Origin of the sequence: Methylobacterium sp. ARG-1 (genome assembly GCF_001262595.1) — a bacterium.
Taxonomy (GTDB): Bacteria; Pseudomonadota; Alphaproteobacteria; order Rhizobiales; family Beijerinckiaceae; genus Methylobacterium; species Methylobacterium brachiatum.
Map to the genome: position 1 here is coordinate 12789 of NZ_LHCD01000039.1, position 15098 is coordinate 27886.

Annotated in this window: 12 protein-coding genes; 4 read left to right on the forward strand and 8 right to left on the reverse strand. The window is 68.3% G+C overall.

Annotated features, from left to right (window positions below; all coding sequences use genetic code 11):
- The first annotated feature begins 86 nt into the window (after positions 1-86).
- The gene (locus AKJ13_RS25525; protein ID WP_050735844.1) at positions 87-1109 is read left to right on the forward strand and encodes an aldo/keto reductase; all 1023 of its coding nucleotides are present in this window, start codon (positions 87-89) and stop codon (positions 1107-1109) included.
- Between the two features lie 859 nt (positions 1110-1968).
- Here the strand turns inward: AKJ13_RS25525 and AKJ13_RS25530 are convergent.
- From AKJ13_RS25530 to mobB, 5 genes are all read right to left on the reverse strand, one after another.
- Positions 1969-2589, reverse strand: a complete 621-nt coding sequence (locus AKJ13_RS25530) for a 5-formyltetrahydrofolate cyclo-ligase (RefSeq protein WP_082317126.1) — start codon at positions 2587-2589, stop codon at positions 1969-1971.
- Between the two features lie 78 nt (positions 2590-2667).
- Positions 2668-2898 carry a hypothetical protein gene (locus AKJ13_RS30845; protein WP_244471725.1) on the reverse strand — a complete coding sequence of 77 codons (231 nt, stop codon included), beginning with the start codon at positions 2896-2898 and terminating at the stop codon, positions 2668-2670.
- A gap of 588 nt (positions 2899-3486) precedes the next feature.
- A complete protein-coding gene (locus tag AKJ13_RS25535) occupies positions 3487-3840 on the reverse strand; it encodes an avidin/streptavidin family protein (protein ID WP_082317121.1) in 354 nt (117 codons plus the stop codon).
- Between the two features lie 138 nt (positions 3841-3978).
- Positions 3979-5235 (reverse strand): gephyrin-like molybdotransferase Glp, encoded by a 1257-nt coding sequence (gene glp, locus AKJ13_RS25540; RefSeq protein WP_050735846.1) that lies wholly within the window; start codon positions 5233-5235, stop codon positions 3979-3981.
- A 4-nt stretch (positions 5236-5239) separates the two neighbouring features.
- Entirely contained in the window at positions 5240-5758 is a 519-nt protein-coding gene (mobB, locus tag AKJ13_RS25545) for a molybdopterin-guanine dinucleotide biosynthesis protein B (protein WP_244471729.1), read from the reverse strand.
- Between the two features lie 250 nt (positions 5759-6008).
- Between mobB and AKJ13_RS25550 the strand changes: the two genes are divergently transcribed.
- The 3 genes from AKJ13_RS25550 (at position 6009) to fdhF (ending at position 11132) form a co-directional block, all read left to right on the forward strand.
- Positions 6009-6323 (forward strand): hypothetical protein, encoded by a 315-nt coding sequence (locus AKJ13_RS25550; RefSeq protein ID WP_050735847.1) that lies wholly within the window; start codon positions 6009-6011, stop codon positions 6321-6323.
- Positions 6324-6385: 62 nt separating this feature from the next.
- Positions 6386-8104: an NAD(P)H-dependent oxidoreductase subunit E gene (locus AKJ13_RS25555; protein WP_050735848.1), complete on the forward strand. Its 1719-nt coding sequence runs from the start codon at positions 6386-6388 to the stop codon at positions 8102-8104.
- Positions 8105-8159: 55 nt separating this feature from the next.
- Positions 8160-11132: a formate dehydrogenase subunit alpha gene (gene fdhF, locus AKJ13_RS25560; protein ID WP_050735849.1), complete on the forward strand. Its 2973-nt coding sequence runs from the start codon at positions 8160-8162 to the stop codon at positions 11130-11132.
- A gap of 186 nt (positions 11133-11318) precedes the next feature.
- Here the strand turns inward: fdhF and AKJ13_RS25565 are convergent, their stop codons facing one another.
- The 3 genes from AKJ13_RS25565 to AKJ13_RS25575 all read right to left on the reverse strand — a co-directional run bounded on the left by AKJ13_RS25565 (position 11319) and on the right by AKJ13_RS25575 (position 14922).
- Complete coding sequence (locus AKJ13_RS25565; RefSeq protein ID WP_082317127.1) at positions 11319-11648, reverse strand: winged helix-turn-helix domain-containing protein; 330 nt, start codon at positions 11646-11648, stop codon at positions 11319-11321.
- Between the two features lie 200 nt (positions 11649-11848).
- Positions 11849-13834 carry a molybdopterin biosynthesis protein gene (locus AKJ13_RS25570; protein WP_050735851.1) on the reverse strand — a complete coding sequence of 662 codons (1986 nt, stop codon included), beginning with the start codon at positions 13832-13834 and terminating at the stop codon, positions 11849-11851.
- Positions 13831-14922, reverse strand: coding sequence for a molybdopterin-binding protein (locus AKJ13_RS25575; RefSeq protein WP_050735893.1), 1092 nt, complete (start codon positions 14920-14922; stop codon positions 13831-13833). Before AKJ13_RS25575 ends, AKJ13_RS25570 begins: the two co-directional genes overlap by 4 nt.
- Positions 14923-15098: the final 176 nt, after the last annotated feature.

Below are 15098 nucleotides of genomic sequence, written 5' to 3' on the forward strand. Positions count from 1 at the left end.
GTGTCGATTGCCGGTACCCTCGCGGCGCCTTGTGTCCGCATGCCGATGGCCTGTCATCGGCACCACCCGCAAAACGGAGAACGACGATGGAAATCAGACGCCTCGGCCACTCAGGGCTCCGCGTACCCGCCCTCAGCTTCGGGACCGCCACCTTCGGCGGGGGCAACGATTTCTTCAAGGCATGGGGATCGACCGACGCGGGGGGCGCCTCCCGCCTCGTCGACGTCTGCCTCGACCACGGCGTGTCGATGTTCGACAGCGCCGACGTCTACTCGGACGGGCTGGCCGAGGAGATCCTGGGCGCCGCCATCAAGGGCAAGCGCGACCGCCTGCTGATCTCGACCAAGACCACGTTCCCGATGGGCGACGATCCCAACGGCTTCGGCTCGTCGCGCCAGCATCTCGTCGACGCCGTGGACAAGGCCCTGACGCGGTTGGGCACCGGGCACATCGACCTGCTGCAGCTCCACGGGCAGGACTACAACACCCCGGTGGAAGAGACGCTCTCAACGCTCGACAGGATCGTGCGCTCCGGCAAGGTCCGCTACATCGGCGCTTCGAACTTCTCCGGGTGGCACCTGATGAAGTCGCTCGCGGTGTCGGATCGATACGGCTACCCGCGCCACGTGGCGCACCAGGCCTACTACTCCCTGCTCAACCGCGACTACGAATGGGAATTGATGCCGCTCGGGCGCGACCAGGGCGTCGGCGCGGTGGTTTGGAGCCCGCTGGGCTGGGGCAAGCTGACAGGCAAGATCCGTCGCGACCAGCCGCCGAAGCCGGGCACGCGGGCGCACGACATCGCCGAGACCGGACCGCACTACGAGCAGGAGCGCCTTTTCCGGATCGTCGATGCGCTTCTCGGCGTCGCCGGAGAGACCGGCAAGACTGTGCCCCAGGTCGCGCTGAACTGGCTGCTCCGGCGTCCGACGGTGTCAAACATCGTGGTCGGCGCGCGCAATGAGGAGCAGCTGATCGAGAACATCGGTGCGGTCGGATGGAGTCTCTCGGAGGAACAGGTGGCCATGCTCGATGCTGCCAGCGACGTTCCGCCGGCCTATCCGGTGTGGCACCAGCGCGGCTTCCCGATGCTGAACGAGCGCGGTTGAGCATTGAGGGATCGGCGGGTCGGACGAAGCGTTCCGGCCCGCCTCAGCGCGCCTACAAGGCACGCATCTCGTTGACCAGGAAGTCGATCGGCGTGCGGACTCGCTGCGGCAGCCTCCGTTGCGGATATACGATGAAGAACTCGAAGGGCTCCTTCGACGCCCACGTCTCCAGCACGTGTAGAAGGGCACCAGACCGGATCTCGTCCCGCCCGTAGTGCCGGGCAGCTGCACCAGGCCGAGCCCGTCCACGGCGGCCTGGATGAGCATCTTGCCGCTGTTCGAGTGCACCCGTCCGAGGAGGGCGAAGGCATGCTCCTCGCCCTCCCTCCGGAAAACCCATCGACGATGCCCTAGGCTGAGGCCAAGGGTGGGATCGAGGGTCGTCGGGTCGGTGATGGGACCGAGCCTTTCCACAAGTCCGGAGCCGCCATCGTCAGCAACGGGAACGCGACCAGGCATCGGTTCACGAGGTTCGAGGTCGCTAGCGGGCCTGCCCGGACGGCCATGTCGAACCCTTCCTCGACCAGGTCGCCGATAGCCGTCGTAGCGAAACATCTGGGCGAGGACTGCATCACGTCCGGGCGCTGTTCCGTTGCTGGGAAAGCGGACCGGCTGCTTTGCGCCCATTCCGGCCGTTTAACCGCACTCAACTGCATCCCAGAAGCAGACGTCGTCACGGCGTAGGGATCGGGCCTACAGCGCGCCGTTTATCGACGTCCGGCCCGCAACACGCGAAGGCAGACTGCGACCGACTGCAGACGGTCGGAAGGTCGGCTTCATTCGTCACCGACACCTTCGACGAGTACCGCCGGTTTGCCCACCCGATCAGCCCAGTCGGAAGTCGACCGGTCAGGTCACGTCATCCCTCCGTGATAATCCGCTCCAGCGGAATGTCGTGCGACTGCGGGCAGATCGTTTCCAGGCGTCCGAGTTCGAAGCCGACACCAACGGTGCGCGGCCTCTCCGGCATTGCGGCAATGGTCCGGTCATAAAAGCCGCCACCATAGCCGAGCCGGTAGCCCTGCCTGTCAAACCCGACCAACGGCACCACGAGGAGGTCTGGGAAGACTGCCTCGCCCGACTCAGGCATCGGGATCTTCCAAGTCCCTTGCACCATCAGGCTGCCAGGGGACCACTCACGGAAGGCGAGCGGCTGCCCGCGTTCGACGATCACCGGCAGAGCAAGGCGTGAGCCGCGCTCCCGCATCGCGGTGAGAACGGCTCGTGGATCATACTCGCCCCGGAACGGCCAGTAGAAGCCGATCAGTCTGGCGGCGTACGGCTCAAGAGCCGCTTCCAGGGCCCGGCTGATCCGCTCGCTCCAGGCGGACCGATCCTCAGCCGAGATGCTGGTACGCCGTGCGATCAGTCGCTCCCGGATTTCCTTGCGCCAGTCACGGATCGTCGGCCAATCCGCATTGGCGGCTGGCCATGCCGGACCGGGGCCGGTGAGCTCACACACCTCATTCACGGAACTCATGGTCTCGCTCCCGCCGCTCCCGTGTTGCTGCCTATGAAACGCCATTGGTCAGTGCAGGTGCATCCCGTGTCGCATCGGCTATTGCCCGCCGAAGGCGCGCAAGGGCCGTCCGGCTTCCGACCGGTGCATCATCACGGCCGTTCCTGCAGCATCATCGATCGCGGCAAGCCGAGGCCCCACGGCTACATGGAGGGACATCTCGCTGCGATCCAGAACGAGGTTGACGCGCTCGCACCATTCACTGTCCGGGCTGTTCGCCGCTTCTGCTTCCCGAAGCGCCTCGGCGATCACTTGACGAACCTCGGTCACGAGTTGGCGTGTCAAGGGCGGCCGTGTTTTAGCAGCATACGCCTCGCTGATGATGCCGGCCCACTCGTCTGCCGTTCGACCAGGGTGTGTGCCCATATGCCCTCCCCAGTGGCTCGAAGTGTACTCAATATTCAAACCGATTTTGAGTGATCACGCCTGCATCGAGCAACTAATACACTTATCGAGGATCGAAACCAACTTTGGCTACAACAACAATTCCACGACGGGAATAGGCCGAGGGAAGAACCGTACAGCTCCTCGCAGTCCTCCAAAGGCGACTGACACAAGGGGCAGCCGACCCGCGCCTGTCCTCGGTACGGCGACGGTGAGCGATAGGATTGCGCGCCGGGGCAGCAGGTGATGGCTGACGACATGAGCATGCCAAGCGGTGGATCATCCGCTTCAGGTCGACTTCAGCCGGCCGGTCCGCGCCCATCCCGGCCATTCGCATACCCGATATGGAGATGATGGGATGTGGGACGAACCGGAAAGCCGATGTTCGTCGGCAATCGATGCGCCGACCGTTCATCGCTCCGATTTCGCCTCCCGTTCCTCAGGACAATATCGAGGAGGGACGAGGCTCCGCCTTCAAGAACAGGCGTTCTCGACCTTTGAGAAGATGGTCGTTTCGAGCGCGATATGACCATCCACGGCCTGCGGCTGCGAACACCGTTCGACGGCATGGAAGACCGCGTGAATCTCCTCCGCCGCTTTCTCGTCGGCGCGGACGAGACGCCCGGTCCAGGCCGTGATTTCCTGTGGCGACGACGTGCTGGTCACGAAGCCGATGATATCGCCCTCGGCCGTGCCGACGAGGATGCGGCTTCGATGCGTCTGCGCAGGGCCGGGATTGGCGGCGGTGTAGGTCCCGGAGACCGCCTCGCCCATCTGCAGGAGGCGAAGTTCCGCGCCTGCTTGGCTCCGCCAGACACCATCGAACATCGTTGCACAAGCCCGTCGACCGAGCGGCCGTTCGCACGGCCAATCACAAGCGATATAGCAGATTTGATATAACGGAGGCGCGAGCCCGGCAATGCTCCAGCGCGGTCTGTGTCTGACCAGGCTCTGAGTACGGCTTCGCTACCAGAGGGCTTCGTGCGGATGGAACCGTACGACGTCGCCCGGCACGACCTCGGTCCGGCTATCCTCCAGCTCTACGAGGCCGTCGGTTTCGGTGAGCGACGACAGCATGCCCGCGCCGTCGCGCTGGAACTTCCGGGCTTCCCAGGTGCCGTCGGCGTCCCGGGCGAGACTGACCCTGACGAACTCTCTGCGGCCCGCGCGCTTCCGGTAGGAGAAGGCTGCCCTGACGGTGAACCCGCGCGGCGGCGCGTAGGCCTCGCCGGCGAGCCGGGCGAGGAGCGGTCGCACGACGAACAACAGGGTGACGTAGACAGCCACCGGGTTGCCCGGCAGGCCCAGGAACGGCTTGCCGTCGATCATGCCCATCGCGACCGGCCGTCCCGGCTTGATCCCCAGCCTCCAGAACACGAGGCGCCCGATGGTCTCGACGGCGGTCTTCACGTGATCCTCGTCGCCGGTCGACACGCCGCCCGAAGTCAGGATCACGTCATGCTCGGTGGCCGCCGCCGAGAGCCTCGCCGCGAGTGCCGCCGGGTCGTCACGGATGACGCCGAGGTCATGCGCCGCGACGCCCATCCGCCGGAGAAGAGCAAGTAGCAGGACGCGGTTCGAGTCGTAGATCTCGCCTGGCCTCAAGGGCGCCCCCGGCTCGACGAGCTCGTTGCCCGTCGAGAACACGCCGACCCGCAGGGTTCGATGGACCTTCAACGTTTGCAGGCCGACCGCAGTCGCCAGAGCCAAGTCCTGCGGCCGGAGACGCCGGCCGGCCGGGATGATCGACGAGCCCTTCGCCGCATCCTCGCCGGCATCGCGGCTGTTGGCGCCCCGCTTCAACCCGAGCGGCAAGGACACCCGGCTGTCGGGCAAGACGTGGACGTCCTCCTGCATGAAGACGGTGTCAGCCTCCGCCGGCATCGGGGCCCCGGTGAAGATCCGGACGGCCGAGCCCGCCACCGACACGCCTTCGGACGAGCCGCCGGCCGCGACGACCGCGCCGACCGGCAGAACCGTCGCATCGGAGGTGCGCAGGTCAGCGAAACGGACCGCGTAGCCGTCAACGGCCGAGTTGGGGAACGGCGGGACGTCGATGGGCGCAACGCAATCCTCGGCCAGGATGCGTCCGTCGGCGTCCAAAACGGGAACGTCCTCGGTGCCGACGACCGCTACGAGCCGCTCGCCGAACAGCGCGTGCGCGTCCTCGATGGTCATCAGAGGACCGCCGAACGCGAAGCAGTCGTCGCTGAGCTGGGCCATCCGGCTAGAGCCTCCCGAGGACGTCTTCCAAGGAAACGGCCACGTCGAGCATCAGCCCCGTCACCGCCTCCGCGTCGTTCAAATCTACGACGGGAATGCCCGATGCCGGAAATGCGACGTCGCTCGCGATGCCCACGATGGTGGGGTCCAGAGGATGGATGGGCGGGCGGCCGTTGTCGGCGCGATGGACCTCGATCTTGGGGATCGGCTCCCGCTTGTACCCTTCCACGACGATGAGGTCGCAGGGGCTGATCCGCCGCAGGAGCTGACCGAGGGTCGCTTCCTCCGCGTCCCGCAGCTCGTGGACCTGGGCCCACCGGCGGCCCGAAGAGATCAGGACCTCGCTCGCCCCCGCCTTGCGGTGCTCGTACGAGTCCTTCCCGGGCCAGTCGGTGTCGAAGTCGTGGTGAGCGTGCTTGACGGTCGCCACCTTCACCCCGCGGGCGACGAGCACGGGGATGGCCCGAACCAGTAGGTTGGTCTTGCCAGCCCCGCTCCACCCGGCAAGTCCGATTACGCGCATGCCGGACACCACTGACCGCCTCCCTCGTGACGTTTCCACTGCCCCGCTCGATGGCTCAGGGCAAGCATCAGCCACGCCGCCGGGACGCGTGACCGCGACCCCGCGCAAATTGAAACGCCTTCAAAAACGATATAACACCTGCGCTATAACGGCTGCCATTTGGTATGCCACGAGCGAACGCCACGCCAACGGACCCGAACGGGCACGCCATGCACGACTTCAACCTTCCCTCGATCGCGCAGGCATAAGCATGGGCGACGCATCCCCTGCGGCGGCCTGGGCCGACATCGTGACGGACGCGTACTGCGCCGACGCGAAACCGCCGCTCACGCAGGAGCTCGCCGGCCGGGTCCGCGACGCGCTCGCGAAAGCTGTCGCTTCCCCGGCGGGGGATGCCCCGAATTCCCTGATGGATCGCCTGAACGACGCCCTCGACGCGTTCGAGACCGAGCTCCGCTCCGTCGTCGGGCCCAGGGTCACGTCCCTGGACGAGGCGACGAGAGCCGTCGCGATGAAACATCGGTCCGAGGCCGGCCAGCCGCTCCGGGCCTTCGGCGGCCAGTAGACCCGATCGGACCGCAGGACGCCGCGACCACCCGCCCCAGCAGTTGAGAACCAGACACCGCAATGAGTGAGGCACCCGGGACAGTCAGGACCTTCTCGCATCCCGGCCGGGGGCGGAACAAGGCGCGCAGCGTACCCAAGGGGCGCCAAGTCGAGCCGTGGGCGAAGGTCGAGATCGAGGAGCTTCTCGGCTCCCGCTCGCGCCAGCGCGACCTGCTCATCGAGCACCTCCACCTGATCCAGGACACCTACGGCCAGATCAGCGCCGAGCACTTGGCGGCGCTGGCCGACGAGATGGCCCTGGCCTTCGCCGAGGTGTTCGAGACCGCGACCTTCTACGCGCATTTCGACGTGGTGAAGGAGGGTGACGCCTCTATCCCGAGGCTGACCGTCCGGGTCTGCGACAGCATCACCTGCGCGATGTTCGGAGCCGAGGAGTTGCTGGAGACGCTCCAGCGGGAACTCGCCTCCGACGTCGTCCGCGTCGTGCGCGCGCCCTGCGTCGGCCTGTGCGACCACGCGCCCGCAGTCGAGGTCGGGCACAACTTCCTGCACAAGGCCGACCTCGCGTCCGTGAGGGCCGCGGTCGAGGCCGGCGACACACACGCCAACATCCCGGACTACGTCGACTACGACGCCTATCGGGCCGCCGGTGGGTACGAGACCCTCGACCGGCTCCGCAGTGGGGACCTTCCGGTCGACGACATCCTGAAGGTGCTCGACGACGGCGGCCTCCGTGGCCTCGGCGGCGCGGGCTTCCCGACGGGGCGCAAGTGGCGCTCGGTGCGTGGCGAGCCCGGCCCGCGCCTGATGGCAGTCAACGGGGACGAGGGCGAGCCTGGCACCTTCAAGGACCAGCTCTACCTCAACACTGACCCGCACCGCTTCCTCGAAGGCATGCTGATCGGCGCCCACGTTGTCGAGGCGCCGGAGGTCTATATCTACCTGCGCGACGAATACCCCATCTCCCGTGAGATCCTGACGCGCGAGATTGCGAAGCTCCCCGAGGGTAGCCCGCGCATCCACCTGCGCCGTGGCGCCGGCGCCTACATCTGCGGCGAGGAATCCTCGCTGATCGAGTCCCTCGAAGGCAAGCGCGGGCTGCCGCGGCACAAGCCGCCGTTCCCGTTCCAGGTCGGCCTGTTCAACCGTCCGACGCTGATCAACAACATCGAGACGCTGTTCTGGGTCCGCGACCTGATCGAGCGGGGCGGCGATTGGTGGAAGAGCCACGGCCGCAACGGCCGCGTCGGCCTGCGCTCCTACTCGGTCTCGGGGCGCGTGAAGGAACCGGGCGTGAAGCTCGGCCCGGCCGGCCTCACCATCCAGGAACTCATCGACGAGTATTGCGGCGGCATGGCAGACGGCCACACCTTCGCGGCCTACCTGCCGGGCGGCGCGTCGGGCGGTATCCTGCCGGCGTCGATGAACGACATCCCGCTCGATTTCGGGACGCTGGAGAAGTACGGCTGCTTCATCGGCTCCGCCGCCGTCGTGATCCTGTCGGACCGGGACGACGTGCGCGGCGCCGCGTTGAACCTGATGAGGTTCTTCGAGGACGAGAGCTGCGGGCAATGCACCCCCTGCCGTTCGGGGACCCAGAAGGCCCGCATCCTGATGGAGCAGGGCGTCTGGGACATCGAGCTCCTGGGCGAGCTGTCCCAGTGCATGCGGGACGCCTCGATCTGCGGCCTCGGCCAAGCCGCCTCGAACCCGCTCAGCAGCGTCATCAAGTATTTCCCGGACCTGTTCCCCGCCCCGCGCGCCGCGGCTACCGAGTGAGGCAACCGATGGCGCCGGCGAACCCTACCCCGATGTCCGAGCCAGGAGCGGCCGCATGAGCAACGCCCCCGAACAGCACGGCGACAAGAGCGAGAAATCCGAGATCCGGGCCGACGGGCCGCAGGATGCAGGCGGTCCCGCGCAGGACCCGAAGCCAGAGGCCGGCGGCTCCTACTCGGAAGGAGCGAAGGCGGGCGGCCAGGCGGCACCGGAGCCGTCGGGACTGCACGATCTGAAGGAGCGGCCCACCGCACCTCCGACCATCGCGTTCGAACTCGACGGACAGCAAGTTGAGGCCGGGCCCGGCGAGACGATCTGGGCCGTCGCCAAGCGCCTCGGCACCCACATCCCGCACCTCTGCCACAAGCCCGAGCCCGGCTACCGTCCGGACGGCAATTGCCGCGCCTGCATGGTCGAGATCGAGGGCGAGCGCGTGCTGGCCGCCTCGTGCAAGCGCACGCCGGCCGTGGGCATGAAGGTCAAGACCGCGACCGAGCGCGCCACCAAGGCGCGCGCCATGGTCCTCGAACTGCTCGTGGCCGACCAGCCCGAGCGCGAGACCTCGCACGACCCGACATCGCACTTCTGGGTTCAGGCCGACTTCCTCGACGTATCCGAGAGCCGCTTTCCCGCAGCCGAACGCTGGACCGGCGACTTCAGCCACCCGGCCATGAGCGTCAATCTCGACGCCTGCATCCAGTGCAGCCTCTGCGTCCGCGCCTGCCGCGAGGTCCAAGTCAACGACGTCATCGGCATGGCCTACCGCTCGGCGGGCGCCAAGGTCGTGTTCGACTTCGACGACCCGATGGGCGGCTCGACCTGCGTGGCCTGCGGCGAGTGCGTCCAGGCCTGTCCGACCGGCGCGCTGATGCCGTCCGCCTACCTCGACGCCGAGCACAAGACCCGGACGGTTTATCCCGACCGCGAGGTGACCTCGCTGTGCCCCTATTGCGGCGTCGGTTGCCAAGTCTCCTACAAGGTGAAGGACGAGAAGATCGTCTACGCCGAAGGCGTGAACGGCCCGGCCAACCACAACCGGCTCTGCGTGAAGGGGCGCTTCGGCTTCGACTACGTCCACCACCCCCATCGCCTGACGGCGCCGCTGATCCGCCTGGACAACGTCCCGAAGGACGCCAACGACCAGGTCGACCCGGCCAACCCGTGGACGCACTTCCGCGAGGCCACCTGGGAGGAGGCTCTCGACCGTGCTGCCGGCGGCCTCAAGACGGTCCGCGACACGCATGGCCGCAAGGCGCTCGCCGGCTTCGGCTCCGCGAAGGGCTCGAACGAGGAGGCCTACCTCTTCCAGAAGCTGGTGCGGCTCGGGTTCGGCTCGAACAACGTCGACCACTGCACCCGGCTGTGCCACGCCTCGTCGGTCGCCGCCCTCATGGAGGGCCTGAACTCGGGCGCCGTGTCGGCGCCGTTCTCGGCGGCGCTCGACGCCGAGGTCATCATCGTGATCGGCGCCAACCCGACCGTGAACCACCCGGTCGCGGCGACCTTCCTCAAGAACGCCGTGAAGCAGCGCGGCGCCAAGCTGATCGTCATGGACCCGCGCCGGCAGGTGCTGTCGCGGCACGCCTACAAGCACCTCGCGTTCAAGCCCGGCTCGGACGTGGCGATGCTCAACGCGATGCTCAACGTGATCATCGAGGAGCGGCTCTACGACGAGCAGTACATCGCCGGCTACACCGAGAATTTCGAGGCGCTGAAGGATAAGATCGTCGAGTTCACGCCTGAGAAGATGTCCTCGGTCTGCGGCATCGACGCGGAGACGCTGCGCGAGGTCGCCAGGCTCTACGCCCGCGCCAAGTCCTCGATCATCTTCTGGGGCATGGGCATCAGCCAGCACGTCCACGGCACGGACAACTCGCGCTGCCTGATCGCCCTGGCCCTCGTCACCGGGCAGATCGGGCGTCCGGGCACCGGCCTGCATCCGCTGCGCGGCCAGAACAACGTCCAGGGCGCGTCCGACGCCGGCCTGATCCCGATGGTCTACCCGGACTACCAGTCGGTCGAGAAGGCCGCGGTGCGGGAGATGTTCGAGGAGTTCTGGGGTCAGAAGCTCGACCCGCAAAGGGGCCTCACCGTCGTCGAGATCATGCGCGCTATCCACGCCGGCGAGATCAAGGGCATGTTCGTCGAGGGCGAGAACCCGGCGATGTCCGACCCCGACCTGAACCACGCCCGGCACGCCCTGGCGATGCTCGACCACCTTGTCGTGCAGGACCTGTTCCTGACGGAGACCGCCTTCCACGCCGACGTGGTGCTGCCGGCCTCCGCCTTCGCCGAGAAGGCCGGCACCTTCACCAACACCGACCGTCGCGTGCAGATCTCGCAGCCGGTGGTGTCCCCGCCGGGCGACGCGCGGCAGGATTGGTGGATCATCCAGGAACTGGGGAAGCGCCTCGGCCTGCCCTGGAACTACGGCGGCCCGGCCGACATCTTCCGCGAGATGGCCATGGTGATGCCGTCGTTCAACAACATCACCTGGGAGCGCCTGGAGCGCGAGGGCGCCGTGACCTACCCGGTCGATGCGCCGGACAAGCCCGGCAACGAGATCATCTTCTACGCCGGCTTCCCCACGGAGAGCGGGCGCGCGAAGATCGTCCCGGCCGCGGTGGTGCCGCCGGACGAGCTGCCGGACGAGGACTACCCGATGGTCCTGTCGACCGGCCGCGTGCTGGAACACTGGCACACCGGATCAATGACCCGGCGCGCCGGCGTCCTCGACGCGCTGGAGCCTGAGGCGGTCGCCTTCATGGCCCCGAAGGAGCTTTACCGGCTCGGGCTGGAGCCCGGCGACACGATGAAGCTGGAGACGCGCCGCGGCGCCGTCCACCTGAAGGTGCGCTCCGACCGCGACGTGCCGGTCGGTATGATCTTCATGCCGTTCTGCTACGCCGAGGCCGCGGCCAACCTGCTGACGAACCCGGCGCTCGACCCGATGGGCAAGATCCCCGAGTTCAAGTTCTGCGCGGCCCGGGCCTCCGCCGCCCACGCGACGCCCATGGCCGCCGAGTAGGCGGCGAAACCTCCGGCGGCGCGCCCAGGCGTGCCGCCGGACTTGGACGGCGGATCACAGGAGGCTTCGGCGGGCAGCGCCGGAAGCAGCCGGCCTGCCGGCACCGAGCCGCGGGCTACCGGGCCGACGCACAACCTCTAGACTCTGCGCCCGCTGGATGCGCGCCTCCGCGCGCCATCCTCGATCCTAGAAGTCGGGTTTCATGAGCGAAGCGAGAAGGTCGAGTTCGCCCGCCACGGCCTCTGAGGCGAGCCGCTCCATGCGCAGGTAGCTGTCGAGGATGGCGTCGCCCGTGCTCGTGAGGATCGCCCCGCCGCCTCGGCGTCCCCCCTTGCTCGCGGAGACGAGCGGCTCCTGGAACGCCTTGTTCAACGTATCGATGAGGTACCAGGCTCGCTTGTAGCTCATGCCCATCCGGCGCCCTGCAGCAGCGATGGAACCGGTGTCGCGGATGCCGCTCAGAAGGGCGGCCTTGCCCGGTCCCAGCAAGGTGTCCGAGCCGAGCTCGATCCGCAAACTGATGCTCGTGTCCTCGTCCAACGCCCACCGCCGCTTCGCTGGAGGCTTCTGCGCCTCGCAGGAGCCTTACGCGAAATGGCACCGTCGATCATCTCGGCGCGCGACAGGATTGTCCGTTTTGTTCCATCGAGGTGGGGCCAGCTCATCACGGGTCGGGGGCACGCCGCCCGCGGCGAGGCCGGCAGGCCATGCGCGCGTCACGCGGTTTCTGCGGCGGGCGAGAAGCCCAGATCGCGCAGCGCGGCGGCCGTCTCGGGCTCGCCGAGCAGTCTCAGGAAGGCCGCGAGCGCCGGCATCCCCTGGGCGTCCCCGCGATACGCCAGGTCGTAAGCCTCTTCCGTCAGCGGACGAAAGCCGAGCCCGTAGGCATCCGCGACGCTTGCTATGGCCACGCCCCAGTCCGCCCTACCTTGCGAGACCGCCGCGGCGACGGCGTTGTGCGAGCGCGGCTGGTTCCAGAACCCCGCCGGCCGGGTACCGTTCAGCAGCCCATCGACGAGCAGGCGCGTGCCCGATCCGGCGTTGCGGTTGACCATCACAGCGTCGGGGTCGGCGAGCGCGGTGGCGACCGCGTCCGCGGCCTCCCGACCTTCGAACCTGGCGTCGCCGCGGCGAAACACGACGCCCTGTAGACGGCGCCAACCGGGCGCGAGGGACATCCCCTCGGCGAGGAACGGGGCGTTGTACCGGCTCGTCTCCGGATCGAAGAGGTGCATGGCGGCGACATCGCATTCGCCGCGTCGCAGGGCGGCAAGGCCGCCGGCCGACCCGACCCAGATGGTGCGGGCGCGGTAGCCTCGCTCGCCGAGCAGCCCGACCACCCGGTCCAGACCGATGCAATGGCTGCCGACGATCGTCAGGTCTGGCGCCCGAACGCCGGAGCCCAGGCGGACCACGGCGACGCCCTCTCCCGCCTCGACGCCCGCGCGCGCGGCTGGCACCGCGAAGAAGCCGTCCGCCTGCGAGAAGGCGGTGACCGACCCCGAGCCCTTCGGTAGCGGCAGGGCCATCGTCCCCTCTGGACCGAGGGCGAGCGAGGTCATCACGAACTCGGTGCGACCGAGCTCGGAGGGCACCCGTTGGGACACGCGCGCCGCGATCGTCTCGTCCTCCCGCGGCGGCAGCCCGGCAAGCGCCCGCACGAACGGAACGACGAAGTCGTGGAAGGTGAACATCGCGGAGGTGGGGAATCCCGGCAGGACGACGATCGGCCTTCCCTGAGCCACCGCCACGCAGAGCGGCTTCCCGGGTTTCAGGGCCACGCCGTGGAACAGAATTCCCGGCTCGCCGAGGCGGGACAGCACACGGTGCGAGACGTCGCCGGCACCTTTGGACGTGCCTCCTGAGAGCACGACGAGGTCGCTGTCCCGCAGGGCGGATCGGAGGGCTGCCTCGAGGACGGCAGCATCGTCGCGCACGATCCCGAGCCGAACCGGTTCCCCGCCGTTCTCTGTCACCGCGGCCGCGATGATCGCGCCGTTCGAGTCGTAGATCGCGCCTTCGGGCAGGGGCTCGCCCGGTGCGACCAGTTCGTCCCCTGTGGAAAGGACCGCGACGCGCGGGCGTCTGGTGACGTCGACGGCGGCCAGACCGCACGCCGCCAGCATGCCGATTTCTCGGGCGGTGATCCGCGTTCCCTTGCGCAGCACCGTCTCGCCGCGGGCCATGTCGGCTCCGGCATATCCCACGAACTGCGCGGGACGAACCGCGGTCAAGACATCGACGGCGAGGCTCCGGGCGTCGAACTCCGAGTGCTCGATCATGACCACGGCGTCGGCCCCACGGGGGATCATCCCGCCGGTGGAGATCGGCGTCGCCGTTCCGGGCTGAACGACGACGGTCGGCGCGACGCCGCAGGCAAGGATCTCGCGGTTCAGCGTGAGACGCCGCGGGCTCGCCGGCCCGGCTCTTTCGGTGTCGGTCGCGCGCAGGGCGAAACCGTCGACCAGGGAACGGTCGAAGGGCGGAACGTCGATCGGGGAGGCCACATCGCGGGCGAGCACGCGCCCGAGCGCGTCTTCCAGGGGCACCGTCTCGGAAGGCAGGCGCGTGTGCGGGACCGCCGCCCGGAACCTTGCGAGCGCATCGTCCCGGCTCATCACCTTGAGAAATTGCTCCTGGCTCGAGGCCGCGGCGAGACGCTCGGCGAAAGCCGCGTCGTCACGGTCTGCGTCGCCGTTCACAGGGGCCAAACCTTCACCTCCCCGCCAGCCCGGAAGCCTTCGCTTTCCGGCTCGATCACGATGATGCCGTCCGCCTGCACCAACCGACTGAGCGGAAGGCCGGATCCGCCGAGTGGCTCGACGCCATCCGCCTCGCTTCGGACGAAGACGACCTCGGACAGACCGATCGACGAGACGATCTTCCGTACGAGGACCTGCCGCCGAGGCAGGCAGTCTTGCGCGCCGGCGAGCCTCGCGATGAGAGGACGGCCGAGGGTCAAGAACGCGGCGAGGGCCGCCTCGGGACGCCCGGGCACCAGAAGAACCGGCCGGCCGGCTGCGGAGCCGACGGCGGTGGTTTCCCCGGGCCGCATTGCGATGCCGTGCGCGCGGACTTCCCCGGCGATAGAAAGGGCCGCAGCGCTCTGGTCCGAGCGGCCGAAACCGCTTCCCCCGACCACCAGCACCGCGTCCGCCGTGCCGCCGCGGATGGCCTCGACGATGTCCCGGACTCCCTGGGCGCGAACGGCCTCGGTCGCCCCGCCTGCCCGCGCGATCAGACGCCTCAGCAGGGGCGACACGGTATCAAGGCTGGACGCCCCCGCGGTGACGACGTGCAAAAGTGGCTGACGGATGTCCACCACCTTGAGGCCGACCGCCTCCAAGACGAGCAGGTGAAGCGGCTCGATCCGGGTGCCCGTCTCGATCAGCCTCTCGCTGCCGGCGACGTCGTCGCCCGCTCCGCACACACCTTCCCGCGGGGCGATGTCCGCGACGACCATGCCGTCCACAAATCCCTCCGGAGGCAAGACGGCATCGGTGCCGGACGGCAGCGGCTGTCCGGCCTCGACCCAGGGTGGTGGCCGCCCCAGGAAGATCGGCGCGTAGGCCGAGGCGCCGCCCACCGAAGCGGCCTCGACCGCGAAGCCGTCTCGCATTGCTGTCAGGCCCACGGGCACGTCGGTGCCCGCGACGACCGCTCCTGCGGATATGCGTCCGAGCGCCGCTGCGAGCGGAACCGTCGCGGGGGCGACGGGAGCAGCTTCGCCGCTGAGCAGGTTCGCCGCCTCCCGAAGCGGGATCAGCGCCGAGGACGCATTTCGGATCATCGTGGCGGCGATGCGCCATCCGGGTTCGATGATCAAGGGCTGACATGGCGGTCGACCCGGCGTACGCCGCGTTCGAGTATTGAAAGAAGCCGCGTCGGCGAGAATACGTGCGGCTCTGCCCGGAATGCGGCACCGACGATGCCCCCGTGGCGAGCATGTTCCCCCGCGACGGGTTA